Source organism: Herbidospora sp. RD11066 (assembly GCF_054661255.1).
Genome location: NZ_BAAGDO010000002.1, coordinates 204,291 through 224,247, shown reverse-complemented (window position 1 = coordinate 224,247; position 19,957 = coordinate 204,291). Strand labels below are relative to the sequence as shown.

Below are 19,957 nucleotides of genomic sequence, written 5' to 3'. Positions count from 1 at the left end.
CGGCGTGTCGTCGGCCTGTTACGTTGGGTGACCATGGCTTCTCACCTGGTGGGCGGCACCCCGGTGTGCCTGATCGGCGAGCCGTTCGGCCCTTTCTGGGCCAAGCTCGAAGGGGTGAACCCCGGCGGTCTCAAGGACAGGGCCGCCCTGCACATCGTCGAGCGGGCCCGCGCCCGGGGCGACCTCGCGCCCGGCGCGATGATCGTGGAGTCGACGTCGGGCACGTTCGGGCTCGGCCTGGCGCTGGCCGGGATCGTGTACGGCCATCCGGTGACCGTGGTGACCGATCCCGGCATGGAGCCACTCGTCCACCGCCTGCTCACCGCCTACGGCGTGCGGATCGAGACGGTACCGGAGCCGCATCCGGCCGGAGGCTGGCAGCGTGCCCGGCTCGACCGGGTGCGTTCGCTGATGGCCGCGCATCCGGGGGCCTACTGCCCGAACCAGTACGACAACCCGGACAACGTCGAGGCCTACGCAGGTCTGGCCGGTGAACTGGTCGAGCAGCTCGGGCGGGTCGACGTGCTGGTGTGCAGCGTGGGCACCGGAGGCCATTCGGCCGGGGTGATCAAGGCGCTCGATCCGCGGGTGAGCCTGGTCGGGGTCGACTCGATCGGGTCGACGATCTTCGGCCTGCCCGCGCGGCCCCGGCTGATGCGCGGCCTGGGCAGCAGCATCCACCCGCGCAACGTCGCCCACGAGGAGTTCGACGAGATCCACTGGGTGGCGCCCCACGAGGCGGTCTGGGCCTGCCGCACCCTGGCCGCCACCCACTTCACCACCGGCGGCTGGAGCGTCGGCGCCGTCACCGTCGTCGCGTCGTGGCTGGGCCGCACGACGCCCCCCGGCACCCGGATCGTCGCGATCTTCCCGGACGGCCCGGCCCGCTACCACGCCACGATCTACGACGACGCCTACTGCGCCCGCCACGGCCTCCTCGACCGGCCGCCCGCCGACGAACCCGACGAGATCAAGACACCCGACGAGGTCACCCGGTGGACGCGGATGGTGACGCGGTGAGCCCCGTCCGGCTGCTGATGGTCAACCAGTTCACCATCAACGTGGCGTTCTACATGCTCATGCCCTACCTGGCCGGGCATCTGTCGGGCGGGCTCGGCTTCGCCGCCTGGACGGTCGGGCTCGTGCTCGGGGTGCGCAACCTCAGCCAGCAGGGGCTGTTCCTGCTCGGCGGGGCCCTCGCCGACCGCCTGGGCTACCGCCCCGTCATCATCGCCGGGTGCCTGCTGCGGACCTTCGGGTTCGCGCTGCTCGGCTTCGCGGCGTCGCTGCCGGTGCTGCTGCTCGCGTCGGTGCTGACCGGGTTCGCGGGGGCGCTGTTCAATCCGGCCGTACGCGCCTATCTCGCCCACGCGGCCGGGGAGCGGCGGGTGGAGGCGTTCGCCCGGTTCAACGTGGCCTACCAGGCGGGGATCCTGCTGGGCCCGCTGATCGGGCTCGGGCTGATGGCCTTCGACTTCCGGTGGGTGTGCGCGGTGGCGGCCGGGGTGTTCGCGCTGCTCACCGTGCTCCAGGTGGTCGCGCTGCCGGAGTGCCCGGGAACCGGGAGGCCGACGACGGGCGACTGGCGGAGCGTGCTGACGAACCGGCCGTTCGTGCTGTTCTCGACCGCCATGGCGGGGTCGTACGTGATGTCGTTCCAGGTCTACCTGGCCCTGCCGCTGACGCTCGGGTCGACGGGCGCGGTGGCGTCGCTGTTCGTGGTGTCGGGCGGGGTGGCCGTCGCCGGTCAGATGTGGATCACCGCCTGGGCCCGCCGCCGGTTCACCCCGGCGCAGGCGATCACGTCGGGGCTGGCCCTTATGGGGCTCTCCTTCGTGCCCCTGACGGTCTCCACGGGGATCGGGCCGGTCCTGGTGTGCGCGGCCCTGCTCGGGGTGGGGACGGCACTGGCGTTCCCGTTCGAGATGGACACGGTGGTGGCGCTGTCCGGGGGGCGCCTGGTCGCCACCCACTACGGGCTCCACAACTCGATCGCGGGGGTCGGGATCGCGCTGGGGAACCTGGGCGTGGGGGCGCTGGTGGGCGGGACCGCCGTCTGGGCGGCGCTGGCGCTGCTCGGGCTGGGGTGCGCGGCGGGCGTCCACCTGCTGGAACGCGGGGGGCTCACCACTCCGGTGGCGGCCACGTCGTGAGGTCGGTCGGTGGAAGGGGCGGCGGGAGCCGTAAAGAAAAAGAGCTCTTCTCCGCGCGGCGGCGGGAAAGCCGACGGCGGCGAAAATGCGTTGCGGCGGGGTGGTTCTGCAACGGATCGTGGCCCGGTGGCCATCCTTGAAGCCCAATCCCTGACCAAGAGGTTCGGGGCGGTCCATGCCGTGAACGGGGTCAGTCTCACCGTCGGGCAGGGCGAGATCACCGGACTCCTCGGGCCCAACGGGGCCGGTAAGTCCACCACCCTCCACATGCTGCTCGGGCTCGTCACCCCCGACTCCGGCGGCGTCACGATGTTCGGGCTCGACCTCCAGCGCCACCGGACCGAGGTGCTGAGCCGGGTCAACTTCTCGGCCAGTTATCTCGGGCTGCCGGGGGTGCTGCACGTCCGGGAGGTGCTCAACTCGTTCGCGCGGCTCTACGGCCTGCGGGATCCGCGCAAGCGGGTCGACGACGTCACCGAGCTGCTGGAGATCGGGCCGCTGCTCAAGCGGCGGACGGCCGACCTGTCCTCAGGGCAGCACACCCGCATCCAGCTCGCCAAGGCGCTGCTCAACGACCCCGAACTGCTGATCCTCGACGAGCCCACGGCCGCTCTCGACCCCGACGCGGGTGAGCGGATCCGGGCGCTGCTCGTGGGGGTGGCTCGGGAGACGGGGAAGGCGCTGCTGATCACGTCCCACAACATGCGGGAGGTCGAGCGGATGTGCGACACCATCCACTTCCTGTCCGCCGGGCGGATCGTGGCCAGCGGGTCGGCGGCGTCGCTGGCCTCCGACTTCGGGGTCGTCGATCTCGAAGAGGTGTTCCTCAAGGTCGCGCGTGAGGGGGTGCCGGCGTGACGGCCATCGCGTTCGAGCCGCACAGCGCCAACGCCCGGTGGCGGCGGATCGCCGGAGTGGTCTACCGGGACCTCGCGGCGATGCGGCGCAGTCCGGTGCGGGTGTTCGAGATCCTGTTCTGGCCGGTGATCGAGCTGGTGGTATGGGGGTACGTCACCCTCTTCCTCCAGGCCAACAAGGTGCCCTTCGTGGTGTCGATGCTGCTGGGCGCCGTGCTCCTGTGGCAGGTGCTCCACCGGGCGTCGAACGAGGTGTCGATCGGCTTCCTCGAGGACGTCTGGAGCCGCAACCTCATCAACCTGCACGTCACCCCGGTCACCCCGGGCGAGTACGTCACCGGGCTGATCCTGTTCTCGCTGATCAAGATCGCCGGCGGTCTGGCGGTCATGACGATGCTCGCCTACGTCCTCTACGGGTTCGGGCTGTTCACCATCGGCATCGGGCTGATCCCGTTCATGGCGGTGCTGCTCGTGCTCGGGTGGGCGCTGGCCCTGGTGGCGATCTCCGCCGTGCTGCGGTTCGGCGAGGGCGCGCAGGTCATCGCGTGGAGCCTGGTGTTCGTGTTCCAGCCGATCGCGGGGGTGTTCTACCCCGTTTCGGTGCTCCCCGAGGTGCTCCAGTGGCTGGCCTCCGCGGTGCCCGCCACGCACGTCTTCGAGGGGATGCGGGCGGTGCTCGGCGGCGCCCCGGTTCCGTGGGACACCCTCGCGCTCGCGATGGGGCTCGACGTCGTCTACGTCGGGGTGGCGCTGTGGCTCTACTCCGCGACGCTGCGGCACGCCCGGTCCAAAGGGCGGTTGTCCCGATTCGGAGAGTGACTTTCTACGGTAATGTCCGGGGTCATGAGTGAGGCGAGCGCCCCGCTCGTCCAGGGCTACGAGGTGAGCGGCATCCTCGGCCAGGGCGGGTTCGGGATCGTGTACCGGGCCCGGCAGCTCGCCGTCGGCCGTGAGGTCGCGCTGAAGATCGACAATCGGGTCCTGGTCAACGACCGTGACCGGCGGCGCTTCATGCGCGAGGTCACCTCGGCCGGGGCCCTGTCGGGACACCCCAACGTCGCCGACGTCTACGACGCCGGCGTCCTGGGCGACGGGCGCCCGTTCATGGTGCTGGAGCTGTGTCCCGGCGGGTCGCTCGCCGACCGGCTGAAGAACCAGGGGCCCTATTCCGTACGTGAGGTGCGCGACATCGGGATCAAGATCTCCGATGCCGTGGCCGCCGCCCACGCCAACGGGGTGCTCCACCGGGACATCAAGCCCGCCAACATCCTCATCAACGCCTACGGCCACGTCGCCCTCTCCGACTTCGGGCTGGCGACGATGCCGTCCAAGGGCGAGGGCGCCGAGCTGTCGGTGACCCGCGAGTCGCTCACCCCGGCCTACGCGCCGCCGGAGGCGTTCGAGCTGGTCGAGCCGACCGCCCAGGGCGACGTCTACTCGCTGGCCGCGACCTTCTACGCGCTGCTCAACGGGCGGCCGCCCCGGTTCCCGGCCAACGGCGTGGCCAACATCGCGGTCATCATGGCGCTGCACCGGCAGCCGGTGCCCGACGTCCCCGGCGTTCCGCAGGGGCTGCTCGACGTGCTGCGGCACGCCCTGGTCACCGACCCCACGCAGCGCACCCAGACCGCCGCCGAGCTCCGCGACGCGCTGGCCGCGCTCGACCTCGACGGCAACGCGACCGCCGCGCGGCCGGTGCCGCCGGTGCCCGCGCCGCCGCCCTACCAGCCGCCGCCCCTGCGGCCTCCCTTCCAAGATGTACGTGTCGGGGGGCCCGCCACGGTCAGCCCGCACCACGGGCCGGTGCAGCACTACGCGCCCACCCACCCGGGGCAGCGGCCCGCCTACCGCCCGCCGGTTCCCCCGCCCGCGCGGCGGACCTCGCCGGTCGGGTTCATCATCGCCGCGGTGTTCTTCGCCCTTTTACTGGGCGGCGGCGTGGCCTACTACGTGATCGAGGGCCAGGCGGCCACCGAGACCGTCACCGACGGGCCGTTGCAGGTCAACGCGGCCGAGGGCGGTGCCGCCCCGGCGGCGGTGGGGGCGGGTGTGGCGACGTACACGGACAACTGCGCGGCCGCCAAGGTGGTCAAGGGTGCCGCGTGCGTGCAGGAGCCCGAGTGCTGGGAGAGCATCCTCAGCCTCCAGGGGTCGGTCACCGCGCCCCGCGTGGGCTGCGAGGCACAGCACGCCTGGGAGACCTACGCGATCGCGCCGCTGCCGACCGACGCCCTCACGTGGGACGCCAACAAGCTGGTCAAGCACCCCACGATCGTGAAGCTCTGCTCGATGCGGACGTTGCTGGCGTCCCGTCAGGGGGCGGCGGTGAAGGTGACGGCCGACCGGTGGTCACCCGACATCCTGCCGCCGACGAAAGAGGCGTTCGCGAAGGGTGACCACTACTTCCGGTGTGTGGGCGCGGTGCCCGGCAAGTCGGGCGACGGGTCCTACTTCAGCGCCTACTGAGGCCAGTTCGCGATGATCTCGGGCGTGATCTTCTCGGTGTAGCAGCGTGAGATGGTCTTCGCCCGGTACAGGCAGACCTTCACGTCGGCACGCTTGATCGAGCCGTCCGAGCTCTGCCGGAACGACGCCGTCGAGCACGTCGTCTTCGCCCGGCTCCAGCCAGTGCCGCCGCCCGTGTAGTGGAACCGCGTCCGGATGTAGGCGCAGTAGCCGGGGGCCTTGTCGCGCAGTTTTCCGTACACGACGAAGGTCTGGGCCTTGAACGGCGTGATCCACACGTCGGCGGCGACGCGGCCGTTCGTCGACTCGACGGGGCCCCAGTGGATGCCCGCGGCGGCCTGCGCCGGGGCCGGTGCCACGAGGGCGAGAGCGGCCAGTCCCAGGGTGATCAGTGTCTTCCTCATGGTCACGACGGTAGGGATCACCACTTGGAGCGACCTTGCGACCGGCTTGGTCGGTGTCTTGCGTAAATTGTCGAATGGTCTGATGATTAGCTCTTACTTGATGACGTGCTCGTGAGAGGAAGGACGGCCGATGCTCAGAAGGGAGCTCAACGAGCTACTGACGCAGACCGGGCGGGGCACTCCGATGGGGAGCCTGTTCCGGCGTTACTGGGTGCCGGCGCTCCTCGCGGAGGAACTCCCCGAGGACGACTGCGCGCCCGTGCGGGTGAAGATCCTCTCCGAGCGCCTGATCGCCTTCCGCGACAGCGAGGGCCGTTACGGGCTGATCGACGAGTTCTGCGCGCACCGGGGGGCCTCTCTCTGGTTCGGCCGCAACGAGCAGGGCGGGCTGCGGTGCAGCTACCACGGCTGGAAGTACGACGTGACGGGGCAGTGCCTCGAGGTGCCGTCGGAGCCGGAGAACGGCAACTTCTGCAGGAACGTCAAGCTCACCGCCTATCCGCTGGTCAAGGTGGGGGACATTCTCTGGACGTACATGGGAGACCCCGCCGAGCAGCCAGGGTTGCCCGAGTTCGAGTTCACACAGGTGCCCGCCGAGCAGACGTTCACCTCGAAGCGGTGGCAGGAGTGCAACTGGTTGCAGGCGCTGGAGGGCGGCATCGACTCCAGTCACGTCTCCTGGCTGCACTCGGGCTCGCTGAAGACCGACCCGCTGTTCAAGGGGGCGCGCGGCAACCGCTACAACATGGCCGACCTGAAGCCGTTCTTCGAGGTCGCCGAGGCCGACGGCGGGCTGTTCGTGGGCGCCCGGCGCAACGCCGACGACGGTGAGTACTACTGGCGCATCACGCCCTGGATCATGCCGAGCTTCACGATGGTGCCGCCGCGCGGCGACCACCCCGTGCACGGCCACTTCTGGGTGCCGATCGACGACGAGAACTGCTGGGTCTACACCTTCGACTACCACCCCGTGCGGGCGCTGACCGGCGCGGAACGGCAGGCGATGGAAGACGGCTTCGGCGTGCACAGCGAGAACATCCCCGGGACGTACCGGCCGGTCCGCAACAAGGACAACGACTACCTGATGGACCGCGAGGCGCAGAAGCGCGGCGAAGATTACTCGGGCATCAAGGGCATCGCCATCCAGGACTCCTCATTGCAGGAGAGCATGGGCCCGATCGTCGACCGGACCAAGGAACGCCTGGTCGCGGCCGACAGCGGCATCATCAAGGCACGGCAGAAGCTGCGCAAGGCGGCCATCGCGCTGCGCGACCAGGGGGTGACCCCGCCGGGCGTCGACCCCGCGCACCACCGGGTGCGGTCGGCCGCGGTCGTGCTGCCCAAGGAGGAGTCGTTCCTGGAGGCCTGCCGCGACGCGGTGACGGTCATGCCGGGTGTCCCCCAGGCGTCGGTGTGAAACCCATCCTGCTCAGCAGTTGCGCCCGCGCCGCCACGGCGGCCGAGGCCCGGTTCCGCATCGACGCCCCGCTCGTGCCCGCCCGCGCGACCCGGGTGGTGGCGCTCGACCCGGCGGCGGCGGAGGTCGTGCGGCGCGCGTCGGACTTCCCGTGGCACACCGCGCGCTTCTACACCGGCGCCGCCCCCGCACCGGGTGAGGTCGCCGACGTGGTGCTGCGATCGGTCGAGGGCGTGGACACGTGGCTGAGCGACGAACTGACCGGGGTCGACTCCGTCGTCATGGTCGCCACCGCCAACGACGGCGCGGCGGTGGCCTCGGCCATCGGCGACGCCTGCACCGTGTCCGGGATCATGACCGCCGGGCTGGTCCTGGCCGAGGGGCACGACACGCGCCTGGCCGTGGCGGCACTGCGCCCGCACGCCCGGGTCCTGCTGGTGACCGAGGACGACGACGACGTCGTCGAGATTCTGACGGCGTTGAGGGCGTGACGTGGAACAGGTGACCATCCCCTCGCTGGGACGGATGAAGCGCGACGGCCGCAAGATCGTCGGCGTGGTGGCGTGGGACTACCAGATGGCCCGCATCGTCGACCGGGTGGGCGTCGACATCGTGTCGGTGGGCGACACGGTCGGCATCAACCTGTGGGGGCAGCCGAACCCGCTCGAGGTGACGCTCGACCAGATGATCGTGGTGGCGCAGGCGGTGCGGCGGGGGGTGTCGCGGGCGCTGGTGACCTGCGATTTCCCGTTCGGGCCGCTTCAGGAAGGGCCCGCGGAGGCGGTGCGGGCGGCGATCCGGCTGGTGAAGGAGGCCGGGGTCGACCTGGTGAAACTCGACGGCGCCGCTGACCACCTGGATGCCGTTCGCGCGGTGGAGCGGGCCGGGATTCCGGTGTTCGCCCAGTTCGGGGTGACGCCGCAGACTGCTTTGCGGTACGGGGTGGCGTATGCGTCCGATCCCGGTGCGAGCCTTCAGGTGCCGCCGGAGATGACCGACGCCCTGGTCGAGGAGGCCCGCGCGCTCGAAGCCGCTGGGGCTTCGTTGCTGAACTTCACCAACTCGGGGCCGGTGGCGGGTGCCGCGGTCGCGGCGGCGGTGTCGATCCCGGTGGTCGGCGGGCATGGCGGTGGTCCGTGGCTGGACGGCCGCATGCGCATGGCCACCGCGGCGATCGGCTACGCGGCCTCCTCCCTCGACAAACCGGCCGACACCTACGCGAACGTCGCCCAGATCAGCTACGACGCCCTCTCCGCTTACGCGGCCGATGTGCGGGCCGGCCAGCAGATCAAGGGCGGGGCACGCACCTGAACCCGAGCACGCCCACGTGGGGACCGGGTCGGCCGTGAGTCCACCTCCACTGCCCGCACTACCCACCATGAACAGCGCGACCGTTTGGAGAACACCGTGCCTACCGTGCTCGTCGACGGCATCGTCACCGATTACGAGACGATCGGGGATGGACCGCCGCTGCTGATGTTCTCGCCCGGGGGGTTCAACGCCGTGCGGGACAACTGGCGGTCCCACGGGATTTACCAGCGGCTTGGGCTGCTCGACGAGCTGTCGGATCGGTTCACGCTGATCACCTTCGATCGGCGGGAGGCCGGGCGGTCGGGGGGCCGGGTGGAGCGGGTCACGTGGCTCGACTACGCCAGGCAGGGCAAAGGGCTGCTCGACCATCTCGGGGTCGAGCGTGCTCACGTGATGGGGGGATGTGTCGGGTGCTCCATCACGGCCGTGTTCGCGGTCAACTATCCGTCGGCGACCCAGGGCATGGTGCTCTTCTCTCCTGCCGGTGGTCCGCGCTACCGGATCGCCCAGCATGAGCGGCTCGCCCGACATATCGCTTATGTCGGTGAGCATGGGCTGGCAGGTGCGGTCGAGTTGGCTTTGGCGACGACGGCGGGGTTCACGAAGGACCCTCGGCCGGGGCCGTGGGTGACCGTTCTGCGGCGTGAAGCGGAGTTCGCGGAGGCGTTCACCTGCTTGGACCAGGGCCGGTACCTCGCCCTCGTGGCCGGTCTGGCACGGACGATGTTCGACCGGGACACTGTGCCGGGACCCGAGCCGGAGGACCTGATGCGGCTCGACATCCCCGCGCTGATCGTCCCGGGGGAAGATGCCTCACACGCCCCGTCTGCCGCCCGCTACCTGCAGGAATGTCTCCCGCAGGCCGACTACTGGGACATGCCTGTCGCGGGCCAGACCAGGGAGGCCGTCACGGAGCGGCTGCTCACCTTCCTGAGCTAGGAGACCTAACGGGCCATGCATCAAGCAGGGCAAGCCGAGTCAAGTGGAGCCGGGCGAGCACCCCATCTCGGGCCCCATCCCACGGAGCACCTCGAACGCGATCCCTCAGAAGACCGCGAACGCGAGCCCGAAAAGCGCCTCTCAGTTCCTAGAACGAGAGGCCGGAGTTTCTCCGACAACGACCTACGCCCGAATTGTCTGACTGGCCACCACGAGCTCCGGACCGACTGGCCCGGCATCTCTAGGCCGGCATCTCTAGGCCGGCATCTCTAGGCCTTTACTGGCATGGCGCACTGGTACGACATCACTGGCCTGACATCATGACCGGTCGGCCGCAGCCTGGTTGATGGCGTTGGTGAGGCGTTCCCGTTCCTTGCTGATCCACTGGCCTTCCGGGTAGTTGCGGAGGAACTCCTCGGCGAACTCGACCGGGTTGTCTCCCACGACCTCGCGGATCGGGGTTCCGGACGCCGCGCTCTGCTCGAAGAGATCCGTGAGATCTTCCAGCATCGTCAGCAGGCTGTCGGCCTTGCCCGGTCCGAAGAACATCATGTAGCGCTGGAGTGCCTCGATCGACGTGCGATATCCGGCCGGCAGGCGCTCCATCCGCGCCTTGACCTCGCGGTATTGCCGCTTCTGGGCCAGAGATCCGGTGAGGACCTCCAGGTATTTCAGGTAGCGGTTCTTCTGCTCGCCCGATTCCGTCGTCATGTCCGTGCTTCTCCTTCGCGGAGCTGGTCGAGCCGTTCGGCGAGGAAGCTCCAGTTCCTCCAGAACTCTTCGAGGTACGCCCGTCCGGTGGCGTTGAGGGAGTAGACCTTGCGCGGCGGCCCCTTCTCGGACGGGACCTTCTCCACGTCGACGAGGCCGCGCTGCTCGATCCTGACCAGCAGCGCGTAGATGGTGCCTTCGGCGATGTCGGAGAAGCCCTGGTCGCGCAGCCAGGCGGTGATCTCGTAGCCGTAGGCCGGCCGCCCGAGCAGGATCGCGAGGACGATGCCCTCGAGCGTTCCCTTGAGCATCTCGGTCAACTGCTTGCCCACCGCACCCCCTTGGAAGCTAATCAGCGTCGCTAGCTACTAGTACATAGTAACGCTGAATAGCAGAGGTGGCTACCGCTCCAGCGCGGCGATCTGGTCGAGCCGATTCTGGTGGACGCCGCCCTTGAACGGCGTGGTGAGCCAGACCTCGACGATCCGCAGCGCCTCATCCTCGCCGATCACCTTCGCGCCCAGGACCAGCACGTTGGTGTCGTTGTGGGCGGCGGAGATCTCCGCCAGGAACACCGAGTGACCGAGCCCGGCCCTGATTCCCCGGATCTTGTTGCAGGCGATGACCTCACCGCCACCAGTGCCACCGACGACGATGCCGCGTTCACAAGCGCCAGAGGTCACCCGCCCCGCGACGGCCACACACAGGGCCGGGTAGTCAACCACGCCGCCCCCACGAGAGCCGAGGCCATGACCATGAGAGGCCAGATCGGCGCCATGGGAGGGCAGGTCGGTGCCGCGAGGGCCGAGATCGCCGGCGTGAGAGCCCAGGTCGTCGACCTCGTAGCCCTGGTCGGTTAGCCAGGCCACCAGGCGCGATTTCATGGCGATGCCGTTGTGGTCGGCGGCGAGGGCGATGCGCATTTCGGCCCCTAAACGGTCGCGAAGAGCTCCGCCATGGCGGGCGCCCGTTTGATGATCTTCTGGTGCAGGGCGTGCCGGATCAGTTCGTCGATCATCGCCTGGTTCGGGGCGACACCGTAGGGCAGCGGGTCTTCGCCGGTGATGTCCCTGACCCTGCGGTGCAGGAGATCGACCTTCGAAGGCGAGGCGATCGCGTCCAGGCGGTCGACATAGCGCCGTTTGGCCTCGGAGAACGCCTCGAACAAGGCCGGAGCGAGGTCGAGATGTTCGGCCAGGAGGCCGTCCTTGACGACCACCAGGTGGTTGATCGGGTAGAGGCCCCGACGGAGCAGGGCGTCGTAGGCCGCCTCTTCGGCGTCCGGGATGAGCGTCGGGAGGGTATCCGACTCGGTGCCGACGCTCGCGGCCAGGTCACCGGACGCGACCAGCGCGGCCACATCCGATCCCCCCGGCAGGTCGACCACGTTCGGCGGGGGTTCGTAGCCGGCCACGTGCTCGTCGGACGAGCGCGCCCAGGTCACCTGGTCGAGGTCGACGCCGTAGTCGTCGGCGAGGATGCCGCGGGCCCAGACACCCGTCGTCACCGTGTAGCCGCGGTTGACGCCGACCCGTTGTCCGTGCAGGTCGGCGGGGGTTCTGACCGTCTCGGAGCGGAGGATGGCGGCGTGGTGGAGGCCGCGTACAAGAAAGATCGGAAGGGCTGTGAACGGGGCGCCGTGTTCCTTCGCGCACAGGTAGGTGGTGAACGCCATCTCGCACACGTCCCACTCCAGGGTGCGCACCATCCGGCGGAACGCCTGGACGAGCACGGGCACCTCGTGGAAGTCGAGCGTGAAGCCGTCGGGGACGACGGCGCCGCTCTTGAGGGCTTCGTTGCTGCCCTGGGTGCGGGTCACGATGGAGAGCGCCATGACGAGAGACCGTAGCACGTCTTATGGTAATACCAATAGACCTTCGCTAGGGTGTCGTCCATGGCAGAGCATGTTCTGGCCGCGGTGCGCACCGCCGCAGGCACCACGGAGTTCCGTGAATACCCGATGCCCGACGTCCCCGACGACGGAGCGCTGCTCAAGGTCGAGGTGGCAGGGATCTGCGGCACCGACGTGAAGATGTACCGGAAACCGGTCATCGAAGAACCGGTGATCATGGGCCACGAGAACGTCGGCGTGATCGCCCGCGCCGGGAAGACCTTCCTGGAACGGCAGGGGCTCCAGGAGGGCGACCGGGTCTTCGTCGAACACTACGTGGCCTGCCACCGCTGCGAATGGTGTCACCAGGGCGAATACCGCCACTGCGAGAACACCGACTGGCGTACCAACCCCGACGCGCGCCGCTACGGCTACACCTCGGCCGACAAGCCCTTCCACCTGTGGGGCGGTTTCGCCCAGTACATGTACCTGCCCTGGAACGCCATCCTGCACCGGGTCCCCGACGGTGTGACCGCCGAGCGCGCCGGGATCGCGACGCCCATGTCGAACGGCATCGAGTGGGCGCTGTTCGACGCGAAGGTCGGCTACGACTCGACCGTGCTCATCCAGGGGCCCGGCCAGCAGGGACTCGCCCAGACGGTGGCGTGCAAGCAGGCCGGCGCCTCGACCATCATCGTCACCGGCACCGCCCGCGACACCGCCCGCCTGGAACTCGCCAAGACGCTCGGCGCCGACCACGTCATCGACGTGACCCGGGGCGACGCGCTGACCCAGATCATGGACGTCACCGCTGGCCGGGGCGTCGACGTCGTCCTCGACTGCACCTCCGGCGCCGGAACCACCCCCGTCCTGCTCGGCATCGACGCCCTCAAGCGCCGCGCCGGGACGTTGCTGATCCAGGGCGAGATGGCCGCCTTCCCCGACTTCCCGGTGAAGAAGGTGACCGAGAAGGCCATCACCATCAAGAGCGCCCGTGGGCACAGCTTCCGCTCGTGCGAACTCGCCCTGGCCCAACTGGCCTCCGACCGCTTCCCGCTCGACCTCCTCACCACGCACACGTTCGGCCTACGCGACGTCGACAAAGCGGTCAGAACGGTCGCAGGCGAGGGCGACCCGGATGTCATCCACGTCTCCGTTTTGCCGAACGAAGGCATGTCATGAAATTTCCGGTACGAAAGATCGCGCGCCCCAAGCCAGGAGCGATCATTGGCCTTGGGACAGCGGAAAAGACGAAGCCTAAACGGAAAGTCATCGCTGCAGGCGACACACGCCTTGCCCGAGCAGCGACCGTCCGCCTTCGCACAGCGGGCAACGCAGAGCCCAGCGGGAGAGCCAGAGCAAGCCACGACATGCGCCTTGCCCGAGGAACGGTCGCCGCCTGCACAGGAGGCCGGTCATGAGCATCGTCGTTCGCGACATCCCTCGGCCTGGGGCCGGGATCGTCAACGGATTCGTCGGGCTGGGGGTCGCCACCGTTCACGAGGCTCAGGAAAGGACCGGGCTGCTGGACTCTCGGCTGCGGCCCATCTACGCGGGTGCCCATGTCTGCGGGCCTGCGGTCACGGTCAGTGTGCCGCCCGGGGACAACTGGATGATCCACGTCGCCGTCGAGCAGTGTCAGGAGGGGGACGTGCTGGTCGTCTCCCCCACGACGCCGTCCGATGCCGGGTATTTCGGGGAGCTGCTCGCCACCGCGCTCCGCGCCCGGAAGGTCAGGGGCCTGGTCATCGACGCGGGCTGCCGGGACGTGGCCGAGCTGACCGCCATGGGGTTCCCCGTCTGGTCGAAGTGCGTCTCCGCCTTCGGGACCGTCAAGGAGACCCTCGGTGACGTCAACCGCCCGCTCGTCATCGCCGGTCAGCTCGTGAACCCCGGTGACCTGATCGTCGCCGACGACGACGGGGTCGTCGTCGTGCCGCGCCAGAAGGCGCCCGGCGTCCTGGCCGCCTCCCGTGCCCGTGAGGACAAGGAGGCCCGCTCCCGTGCCCGCTACCAGGCCGGAGAGCTGAGCCTCGACGTCGGCGGGATGCGGGAGCGGCTGGCCCGCAAGGGTCTCGTCTACGTCGACAAGGAGCCCGGCGAATGATCATCGACTGCCACGGTCACTACACCACCGCTCCCCCGGCGCTGGCCGCCTTCCGCGAGGCGCAGCTCGCCGGTTCCCGCCCGGCGAGACCGGTCATCAGCGACGACGAGCTCCGCGAGAGCGTCGAGAACACCCAGCTCAAGATGCTCCGGGAACGCGGCGGCGACCTGATGATCTTCTCGCCGAAGGCGTCGGGCATGGCCCACCACGTCCCCGATCCCAACATCGCCCGTGACTGGGCCGAGACCTCCAACGACCTCGTCCACCGCGTCACCGAGCTGTTCCCGCAGCACTTCGCCGCCGTCTGCCAGCTCCCCCAGACCCCCGGCGGCGGGCTCGACGGCTCGATCGCCGAGCTGCGGCGCTGCGTCGAGGAGCTCGGGTTCGTCGGGCTCAATCTCAACCCCGATCCCTCGGGCGGTCACTGGTCCGGGCCGCCGCTCACCGACCCGTTCTGGTTTCCTCTGTACGAGACCATGGTCGACCTCGACGTCCCGGCGATGATCCACGTCTCCGACTCGTGCAACCCCAACTTCCACGCCCTCGGCGCCCACTATCTCAACGCCGACACGACCGCGTTCATGCAGCTCGTCCAGGGTGACCTCTTCACCCGGTTCCCTGCGCTCCGGTTCGTGATCCCGCACGGCGGCGGCGCGGTGCCCTACCACTGGGGGCGCTACCGGGGCCTGGCCGACCGGCTCGGCCGTCCCCCGCTGGCCGACCATGTCATGCGCAACGTCTTCTTCGACACCTGCGTCTACCACCAGGCGGGCATCGACCTGCTGGCCCGCGTCATCGACGCCGACAACATCCTCTTCGCCTCGGAGATGTTCGGCGCCGTCCGCGGCGTCGACCCGGAGACGGGCCACCACTGGGACGACACCAAGCGCTACATGGACAACCTGGATCTCCCCGAAGAAGACAGAACGAAGATCCTGGAGGGAAACGCGCGCCGCGTCTACCCCCGTCTCGACGCCCGGCTGAACGCGGCAGGGCTCTAGGTTCGGCACTATTAGCCGGGTGCGCGTTGATTTGCTCGGACCGTTCGAGGTCCGTCACGGTGATGGGTCAGTGGTGGAGGTTCCAGGAGCCCGGTTGCGGGCGTTGCTGGCCGCGCTCGCCCTCGAACCCGGCCGGATCGTCACCCGGGCGCGGCTGGTCGACTGGATCTGGGGGGAGCAGCCGCCCTCCGACTCGGTGAACGCCGTCCAGGCGCTGGTGTCCCGGCTGCGCCGCGTGCTGCCCGACGGCGTGATCGCGGCCGAGGCCGGCGGTTACCGGCTGGCGGTCGGCGCCGACGCGGTCGACGTCTCCCGGTTCGAGCGGCTGGTCGCCCGGGCGCGGGCCGCCGAACCGCCCGCGCGGGCCGAACTGCTGCGGTCGGCGCTGGAGCTCTGGCGGGGCACGGCCCTGGCCGACATCGCGCTGCACGGCAGCGACACCTTCGACGCCGCCGTCGCCCGGCTCACCGATCTCCACCTCGCCGCGCTCGGCGACCGGGTCGAGGCCGATCTGCGGCTCGGTCACGGCGCCGAGCTGGTCTCCGAGCTGACCGGCCTGGTCGCCACTCATCCGCTGCACGAGGGGTTCACGGCGGCGCTGATGCGGGCGCTCGCCGAGGCGGGGCGGGGCAGTGAGGCGCTGACGGTCTACCAGCGCATGCGCGAACGGCTCGCCGAGGAGCTCGGTGTCGATCCGTCGGCCGAGCTCACCGCGCTGCACACCGCCCTGCTGCGGGGCGAGGCGGGCACCGAGCGGCGCCGCACGAACCTGCGCGCCGAGCTGACCAGCCTCGTCGGCCGGGACGCCGAGGTCACCGAACTCGCCGCCCTCGCCGCCGACCACCGGCTGGTCACCCTGACCGGCATGGGCGGCACCGGCAAGACCCGGCTCGCCACCGAGACCGCCCGCACCCTGCTCGCCGGCCTGCCCGACGGCGCCTGGCTGGTCGAACTGGCCCCGGTGGCGGCGGGCGGCGACCTGGCGCAGGCCGCGCTCACCGCGATCGGCCTGCGCGACCAGGCACTTCTGGGTGGTGTACGCGCCGGGGAGCCCGTCGACCGCCTGATCGCCGCCCTCCGGGAGCGGGCGATCCTGCTGATCCTCGACAACTGCGAGCACGTGATCGAGGAGGCCGCCGCGTTCGCCGACCGGCTGCTCGGCGAGTGCACGCGCCTGCGGATCCTGGCCACCAGCCGGGAGCCGCTCGGCATCACCGGCGAGGTGCTCTGGCAGGTCGAGCCCCTCGGACCTGACGCCGCGCTGCGGCTGCTGCGCGACCGCGCGTCCCTGGTGCGCAAGGACGCCGGCGACGGTGAGACCGCCCTGGCGGCGATGGAGCGGATCTGCCGCGCGCTCGACGGCATGCCGCTGGCGATCGAGCTGGCGGCGGCCCGGCTGCGCACGATGTCGGTCGACCAGCTCGCCCACCGGCTCGACGACCGGTTCCGCCTGCTGACCGGCGGGAGCCGCACGGCGCTCCCCCACCACCGCACCCTGCGCGCGGTCGTCGACTGGAGCTGGGACCTGCTGACCGACGACGAACGCGGCGTGCTGCGCCGGATGTCGGTGTTCGCGGGCGGCGCGGGCCTGGAGGCGGCCGAACGGGTCGGCGGCGAAGAAGACCTGCTGACCGCGCTGGTGGAGAAGTCGCTGCTGCTCGCCGACGACACGGGCACGCCCCGCTACCGGATGCTCGGCACCATCAGGGAGTACGCCGCCGACCGGCTCGCCGAGGCCGGGGAGACCGAGGAGGCCCACCGGGCCCACCTGGCCTACTTCACCGAACTGGCCGAGACCGCCGACCCCCACCTGCGGCGGGCCGACCAGCTCGTCTGGCTGGCCACGCTCCAGGCCGAGCACGACAACATCGGCGCCGCCCTGCGCGGCGCCATCGCCGGGGGCTGGGCGGAGGAGGCGATGCGGCTGGCCGCGGCGGCGGGGTGGTACTGGTATCTGGCCGGGCACCGGGGTGAGGGCACCGAGCTGAGCGTCGCGGCGGCCTCGCTGCCCGGTGAAGTGTCCGACGAGGTGCGGGCGCGGGCGTACATGATCGTCACGATGTTCGTCACCTCGGGGCTCGGCGGCGACCAGTACCAGGCGGAGCGGTGGATCCTGGAGGGGCACCGGCTGGCCGTGCAGGGCGGTTACCGGCACCAGATGCTCGGGTTCATCGTCCCGCTGGAGCGGATGCTGCGGGATCCGGAGAACTTCCTGGCCGCGTTCGACCCGCTGGTCTCCGACGACGACCCGTGGGTGAGCGCGCAGGCCAGGCTCAGCCGGGCCCGGCTGCGGCTCACGGTCGGCGGCGACGCGACCGGTGTCGACGCCGACGTCGAGATCTCCCTCGCGGGGTTCCGGGCGGTGGGCGACCGGTGGGGCATCTCGTCGGCGCTGGCCTTCCTGGCCGACCGGCTCGCCATGCGCGGCGACTTCGACCGCGCCTGCGGGCTCCTGGACGAAGCGGTCACCGCCCTGACCGAGGTGGGTTCGACCGAGGACGTCGTCGGCCTCCGCGCCCGCCAGGCCCAGCTCCACTGGCTGCTCGGCGACGAGGCGGCCAGCGCGGCCGCGACGGCCGAGGCGCAGCGGCTCGTCGAGGGCATCACCTGGCCCAACGTCCTCGCGGAACTGGCCATCGCGCAGGGCCAGCTCGCCCGCTGGCGGGGTGAGCCCGAGGAGACCCGCCGCCGGCTCGCCACGGCGGGGACGCTGCTGGGCGACGACGACCTGGCGGGCTGGCTGCGATCCTCGGCCATGGACATGTACGGCTACCTGGCCGACGACCTGGCCGAATCCCTCGGCTACCGCACCGAGGCCTACCGCGCCGCCGAGGCGAGCGGCTATCCGCCGATGATCGCCATGGCGCTGGTCGGGCTCGCCGACCTCGCCCTGCGCCAGGGCGACCACGAGCAGGCCGCCCGGCTGCTCGGGGCCGCCGACGCGGTGCGCGGCACCCCCGACCGCTCGCTGCCCGACGCCGTCAGGATCGCCGCCACGACGCAGGATCGCCTCGGCGAACGGGTGTTCACCGAGGCGATCGACGAGGGTAGGCGCCGTGACTGGCGCGAGCTGGCCGAGGTCACACTCGCTTGCTGAAGGTCGCCCGCGCCCACACGTAGCTGACCAGCGTGATCGCCACGCACCAGACGACGGCCGCCACGACCGACCCGGTCGAGGGAGCCCCTGCCAGCAACCCGCGCAGGGCGTCGATGATCGAGCTGAAGGGCTGGTATTCGGCGAACTGCGCGACCCCGGGCCCCATCTTCTCGGCCGGGACGAACGCGCTGCTCAGGAAGGGCAGCAGCATCAGCGGGACGGCGATGATGCTCGCGCTCTCCGGGTTCTTGGCAGCCAGCCCGAACGCCACGGTCAGCCAGGTGATCGCCACCACCGCCAGCACGATGACACCGACCGCGCCGAGCCACTGCCCCAGATCGGCGGCCGGGTCGAACCCCAGCAGGAACGCGATCCCGACGACGACCGCGATGGCCAGCAGGCTGCGCACCGCGCTCACGATCACGTGGGCGTTGAGCACGGCGGCCCGCGAGATGTCCATGACCCGCAGTCGGTTGATGAACCCGGTCGTCATGTCGGAGTTCACCGCGATCGTGGTGGACGTGACGCCGTAACAGATCGTCATGATGATCAGGCCGGGGGTCACGTAGTCGATGTAGTCGATCCCGACGTCGAAGCCGTCGCCCAGGACGTACACCATCAGGAAGATCAGGAAGAGGGGCAGCAGCAGGGCGTTGATGACCGCGACCGGGTTGCGGACGGCGTGCCGGACGTTGCGGCGGAGCATGGTCGTGGAGTCGGCGAGGGTGGTCACTTGGTGCCTCCGGTCAGGGCGAGGAAGACGTCGTCGAGGTCGGGGGTGTGGATCGAGAGGTCCTCGACGTCCACAGAGCGGGAGTCGAGGCGGTCGAGCAGGGCGCGGAGCGAGCGCACCCCGCCGTCGCCGGGCACGCGCAGGGTGAGTTCGTCGTCGTCGCGGGACGACTCGGGCAGGACCTGGGCGGCGACGTCGAGTTCGTGCCGGTCGGCGAAGCGCAGGCGAATGTGGCTGCCCGGGACCCGGCGCTTGAGCTCGGCGGCGGTGCCCTCGGCGACGATCCGGCCCTGGTCGAGGACGGCGATCCGGTCGGCGAGCTGGTCGGCCTCGTCGAGGTACTGGGTGGTGAGGAAGATGGTCGTGCCGTCGGCGACGAGCTCGCGGATGATCTCCCACATGGTCCGGCGGCTGCGCGGGTCGAGGCCGGTCGTGGGCTCGTCCAGGAAGATGATCTTCGGTTGGCCGACCAGCGTCATGGCCAGGTCGAGCTTGCGGCGCATGCCGCCCGAGTAGGACACCGCGGGCTTGCCCGCCGCCTCGGTGAGCTCGAACCGGGCCAGCAGCTCGGCGACGAGCCGACGTCCCTCGGCCTTGGGCAGGTGCAGGAGGTCGGCCATCATCAGCAGGTTCTCCTCGCCGGTGAGGAGGTCGTCGACCGCGGCGAACTGCCCGGTGACCCCGATCGCGGCGCGCACGGCCCGGGTCTCGGCGGTCACGTCGTGCCCGCCGACGACGACCGTTCCGGCGTCGGGGGTGAGGAGGGTGCTGAGCACGTTGACCGTCGTGGTCTTGCCGGCGCCGTTGGGCCCGAGCAGCGCGAAGATCGTGCCGGCCCGGACGTCGAGGTCGATGCCGTCGAGCACGACCTTGTCCTTGTACGACTTACGCAGCCCCGTGGCCGCGATCGCGGTTCCGTTCATGGGTCCT

General features: G+C 70.3%; 20 protein-coding genes. 13 read left to right on the top strand and 7 right to left on the bottom strand.

Going from position 1 to position 19,957, the window contains the following annotated elements; genetic code table 11:
• Positions 1-33: 33 nt before the first annotated feature.
• The 5 genes from ACYQ78_RS07440 to ACYQ78_RS07420 all read left to right on the top strand — a co-directional run bounded on the left by ACYQ78_RS07440 (position 34) and on the right by ACYQ78_RS07420 (position 5,476).
• Complete coding sequence (locus tag ACYQ78_RS07440; protein ID WP_459799980.1) at positions 34-1,020, top strand: PLP-dependent cysteine synthase family protein; 987 nt, start codon at positions 34-36, stop codon at positions 1,018-1,020.
• Positions 1,017-2,153, top strand: coding sequence for an MFS transporter (locus ACYQ78_RS07435; RefSeq protein ID WP_459799979.1), 1,137 nt, complete (start codon positions 1,017-1,019; stop codon positions 2,151-2,153). The genes ACYQ78_RS07440 and ACYQ78_RS07435 overlap by 4 nt, the downstream gene beginning before the upstream one ends.
• A 126-nt stretch (positions 2,154-2,279) precedes the next feature.
• On the top strand, positions 2,280-3,011 hold the full coding sequence (locus tag ACYQ78_RS07430) for an ABC transporter ATP-binding protein (protein WP_459799978.1): 732 nt from the start codon (positions 2,280-2,282) through the stop codon (positions 3,009-3,011).
• Positions 3,008-3,829, top strand: coding sequence for an ABC transporter permease (locus ACYQ78_RS07425; RefSeq protein WP_459799977.1), 822 nt, complete (start codon positions 3,008-3,010; stop codon positions 3,827-3,829). The genes ACYQ78_RS07430 and ACYQ78_RS07425 overlap by 4 nt, the downstream gene beginning before the upstream one ends.
• A gap of 24 nt (positions 3,830-3,853) precedes the next feature.
• On the top strand, positions 3,854-5,476 hold the full coding sequence (locus ACYQ78_RS07420; protein WP_459799976.1) for a serine/threonine-protein kinase: 1,623 nt from the start codon (positions 3,854-3,856) through the stop codon (positions 5,474-5,476).
• Here the strand turns inward: ACYQ78_RS07420 and ACYQ78_RS07415 are convergent.
• Positions 5,470-5,880: a hypothetical protein gene (locus tag ACYQ78_RS07415; RefSeq protein WP_459799975.1), complete on the bottom strand. Its 411-nt coding sequence runs from the start codon at positions 5,878-5,880 to the stop codon at positions 5,470-5,472. The genes ACYQ78_RS07420 and ACYQ78_RS07415 overlap by 7 nt on opposite strands.
• Positions 5,881-6,010: 130 nt before the next feature.
• On the opposite strand from ACYQ78_RS07415, the gene ACYQ78_RS07410 reads away from it, so the two are divergent.
• From ACYQ78_RS07410 to ACYQ78_RS07395, 4 genes are all read left to right on the top strand, one after another.
• A complete protein-coding gene (locus tag ACYQ78_RS07410) occupies positions 6,011-7,297 on the top strand; it encodes an aromatic ring-hydroxylating dioxygenase subunit alpha (protein WP_459799974.1) in 1,287 nt (428 codons plus the stop codon).
• On the top strand, positions 7,294-7,788 hold the full coding sequence (locus ACYQ78_RS07405; protein WP_459799973.1) for a hypothetical protein: 495 nt from the start codon (positions 7,294-7,296) through the stop codon (positions 7,786-7,788). The genes ACYQ78_RS07410 and ACYQ78_RS07405 overlap by 4 nt, the downstream gene beginning before the upstream one ends.
• Before the next feature lies 1 nt (position 7,789).
• Positions 7,790-8,608 (top strand): 3-methyl-2-oxobutanoate hydroxymethyltransferase, encoded by an 819-nt coding sequence (locus ACYQ78_RS07400; protein ID WP_459799972.1) that lies wholly within the window; start codon positions 7,790-7,792, stop codon positions 8,606-8,608.
• A gap of 96 nt (positions 8,609-8,704) precedes the next feature.
• Positions 8,705-9,547 carry an alpha/beta fold hydrolase gene (locus ACYQ78_RS07395; RefSeq protein ID WP_459799971.1) on the top strand — a complete coding sequence of 281 codons (843 nt, stop codon included), beginning with the start codon at positions 8,705-8,707 and terminating at the stop codon, positions 9,545-9,547.
• 318 nt (positions 9,548-9,865) lie between these two features.
• Here the strand turns inward: ACYQ78_RS07395 and ACYQ78_RS07390 are convergent, their stop codons facing one another.
• The 4 genes from ACYQ78_RS07390 to ACYQ78_RS07375 form a co-directional block, all read right to left on the bottom strand.
• Positions 9,866-10,258 carry a DUF1048 domain-containing protein gene (locus ACYQ78_RS07390; RefSeq protein ID WP_459799970.1) on the bottom strand — a complete coding sequence of 131 codons (393 nt, stop codon included), beginning with the start codon at positions 10,256-10,258 and terminating at the stop codon, positions 9,866-9,868.
• Positions 10,255-10,590, bottom strand: coding sequence for a PadR family transcriptional regulator (locus ACYQ78_RS07385; RefSeq protein ID WP_459799969.1), 336 nt, complete (start codon positions 10,588-10,590; stop codon positions 10,255-10,257). Before ACYQ78_RS07385 ends, ACYQ78_RS07390 begins: the two co-directional genes overlap by 4 nt.
• Before the next feature lie 69 nt (positions 10,591-10,659).
• Positions 10,660-11,181, bottom strand: a complete 522-nt coding sequence (locus tag ACYQ78_RS07380) for an RpiB/LacA/LacB family sugar-phosphate isomerase (protein ID WP_459799968.1) — start codon at positions 11,179-11,181, stop codon at positions 10,660-10,662.
• An 8-nt stretch (positions 11,182-11,189) separates the two neighbouring features.
• Positions 11,190-12,092: a substrate-binding domain-containing protein gene (locus tag ACYQ78_RS07375; protein ID WP_459799967.1), complete on the bottom strand. Its 903-nt coding sequence runs from the start codon at positions 12,090-12,092 to the stop codon at positions 11,190-11,192.
• Positions 12,093-12,152: 60 nt separating this feature from the next.
• Here ACYQ78_RS07375 and ACYQ78_RS07370 point away from each other — a divergent pair, with 60 nt between their 5' ends.
• The 4 genes from ACYQ78_RS07370 to ACYQ78_RS07355 all read left to right on the top strand — a co-directional run bounded on the left by ACYQ78_RS07370 (position 12,153) and on the right by ACYQ78_RS07355 (position 18,294).
• A complete protein-coding gene (locus ACYQ78_RS07370; RefSeq protein WP_459799966.1) occupies positions 12,153-13,271 on the top strand; it encodes a zinc-dependent alcohol dehydrogenase in 1,119 nt (372 codons plus the stop codon).
• 235 nt (positions 13,272-13,506) lie between these two features.
• Positions 13,507-14,196 (top strand): 4-carboxy-4-hydroxy-2-oxoadipate aldolase/oxaloacetate decarboxylase, encoded by a 690-nt coding sequence (locus ACYQ78_RS07365; protein WP_459799965.1) that lies wholly within the window; start codon positions 13,507-13,509, stop codon positions 14,194-14,196.
• Positions 14,193-15,197, top strand: a complete 1,005-nt coding sequence (locus ACYQ78_RS07360) for an amidohydrolase family protein (RefSeq protein WP_459799964.1) — start codon at positions 14,193-14,195, stop codon at positions 15,195-15,197. The genes ACYQ78_RS07365 and ACYQ78_RS07360 overlap by 4 nt, the downstream gene beginning before the upstream one ends.
• A gap of 73 nt (positions 15,198-15,270) precedes the next feature.
• Complete coding sequence (locus ACYQ78_RS07355; protein ID WP_459799963.1) at positions 15,271-18,294, top strand: BTAD domain-containing putative transcriptional regulator; 3,024 nt, start codon at positions 15,271-15,273, stop codon at positions 18,292-18,294.
• Here the strand turns inward: ACYQ78_RS07355 and ACYQ78_RS07350 are convergent.
• Together ACYQ78_RS07350 and ACYQ78_RS07345 are read right to left on the bottom strand one after the other, a co-directional pair.
• On the bottom strand, positions 18,278-19,027 hold the full coding sequence (locus tag ACYQ78_RS07350) for an ABC transporter permease (RefSeq protein ID WP_459799962.1): 750 nt from the start codon (positions 19,025-19,027) through the stop codon (positions 18,278-18,280). The genes ACYQ78_RS07355 and ACYQ78_RS07350 overlap by 17 nt on opposite strands.
• The gene (locus ACYQ78_RS07345) at positions 19,024-19,950 is read right to left on the bottom strand and encodes an ATP-binding cassette domain-containing protein (RefSeq protein WP_459799961.1); all 927 of its coding nucleotides are present in this window, start codon (positions 19,948-19,950) and stop codon (positions 19,024-19,026) included. The genes ACYQ78_RS07350 and ACYQ78_RS07345 overlap by 4 nt, the downstream gene beginning before the upstream one ends.
• Positions 19,951-19,957 lie beyond the last annotated feature (7 nt).

Bases quoted from the DNA above. Each gene is read 5' to 3' on its own strand.
- ACYQ78_RS07440 (WP_459799980.1), top strand. From the start codon at position 34: ATGGCTTCTCACCTGGTGGGCGGCACCCCGGTGTGCCTGATCGGCGAG.
- ACYQ78_RS07420 (WP_459799976.1), top strand. From the start codon at position 3,854: ATGAGTGAGGCGAGCGCCCCGCTCGTCCAGGGCTACGAGGTGAGCGGC.
- ACYQ78_RS07415 (WP_459799975.1), bottom strand. From the start codon at position 5,880: ATGAGGAAGACACTGATCACCCTGGGACTGGCCGCTCTCGCCCTCGTG.
- ACYQ78_RS07410 (WP_459799974.1), top strand. From the start codon at position 6,011: ATGCTCAGAAGGGAGCTCAACGAGCTACTGACGCAGACCGGGCGGGGC.
- ACYQ78_RS07390 (WP_459799970.1), bottom strand. From the start codon at position 10,258: ATGACGACGGAATCGGGCGAGCAGAAGAACCGCTACCTGAAATACCTG.
- ACYQ78_RS07380 (WP_459799968.1), bottom strand. From the start codon at position 11,181: ATGCGCATCGCCCTCGCCGCCGACCACAACGGCATCGCCATGAAATCG.
- ACYQ78_RS07375 (WP_459799967.1), bottom strand. From the start codon at position 12,092: ATGGCGCTCTCCATCGTGACCCGCACCCAGGGCAGCAACGAAGCCCTC.
- ACYQ78_RS07370 (WP_459799966.1), top strand. From the start codon at position 12,153: ATGGCAGAGCATGTTCTGGCCGCGGTGCGCACCGCCGCAGGCACCACG.
- ACYQ78_RS07365 (WP_459799965.1), top strand. From the start codon at position 13,507: ATGAGCATCGTCGTTCGCGACATCCCTCGGCCTGGGGCCGGGATCGTC.
- ACYQ78_RS07360 (WP_459799964.1), top strand. From the start codon at position 14,193: ATGATCATCGACTGCCACGGTCACTACACCACCGCTCCCCCGGCGCTG.
- ACYQ78_RS07345 (WP_459799961.1), bottom strand. From the start codon at position 19,950: ATGAACGGAACCGCGATCGCGGCCACGGGGCTGCGTAAGTCGTACAAG.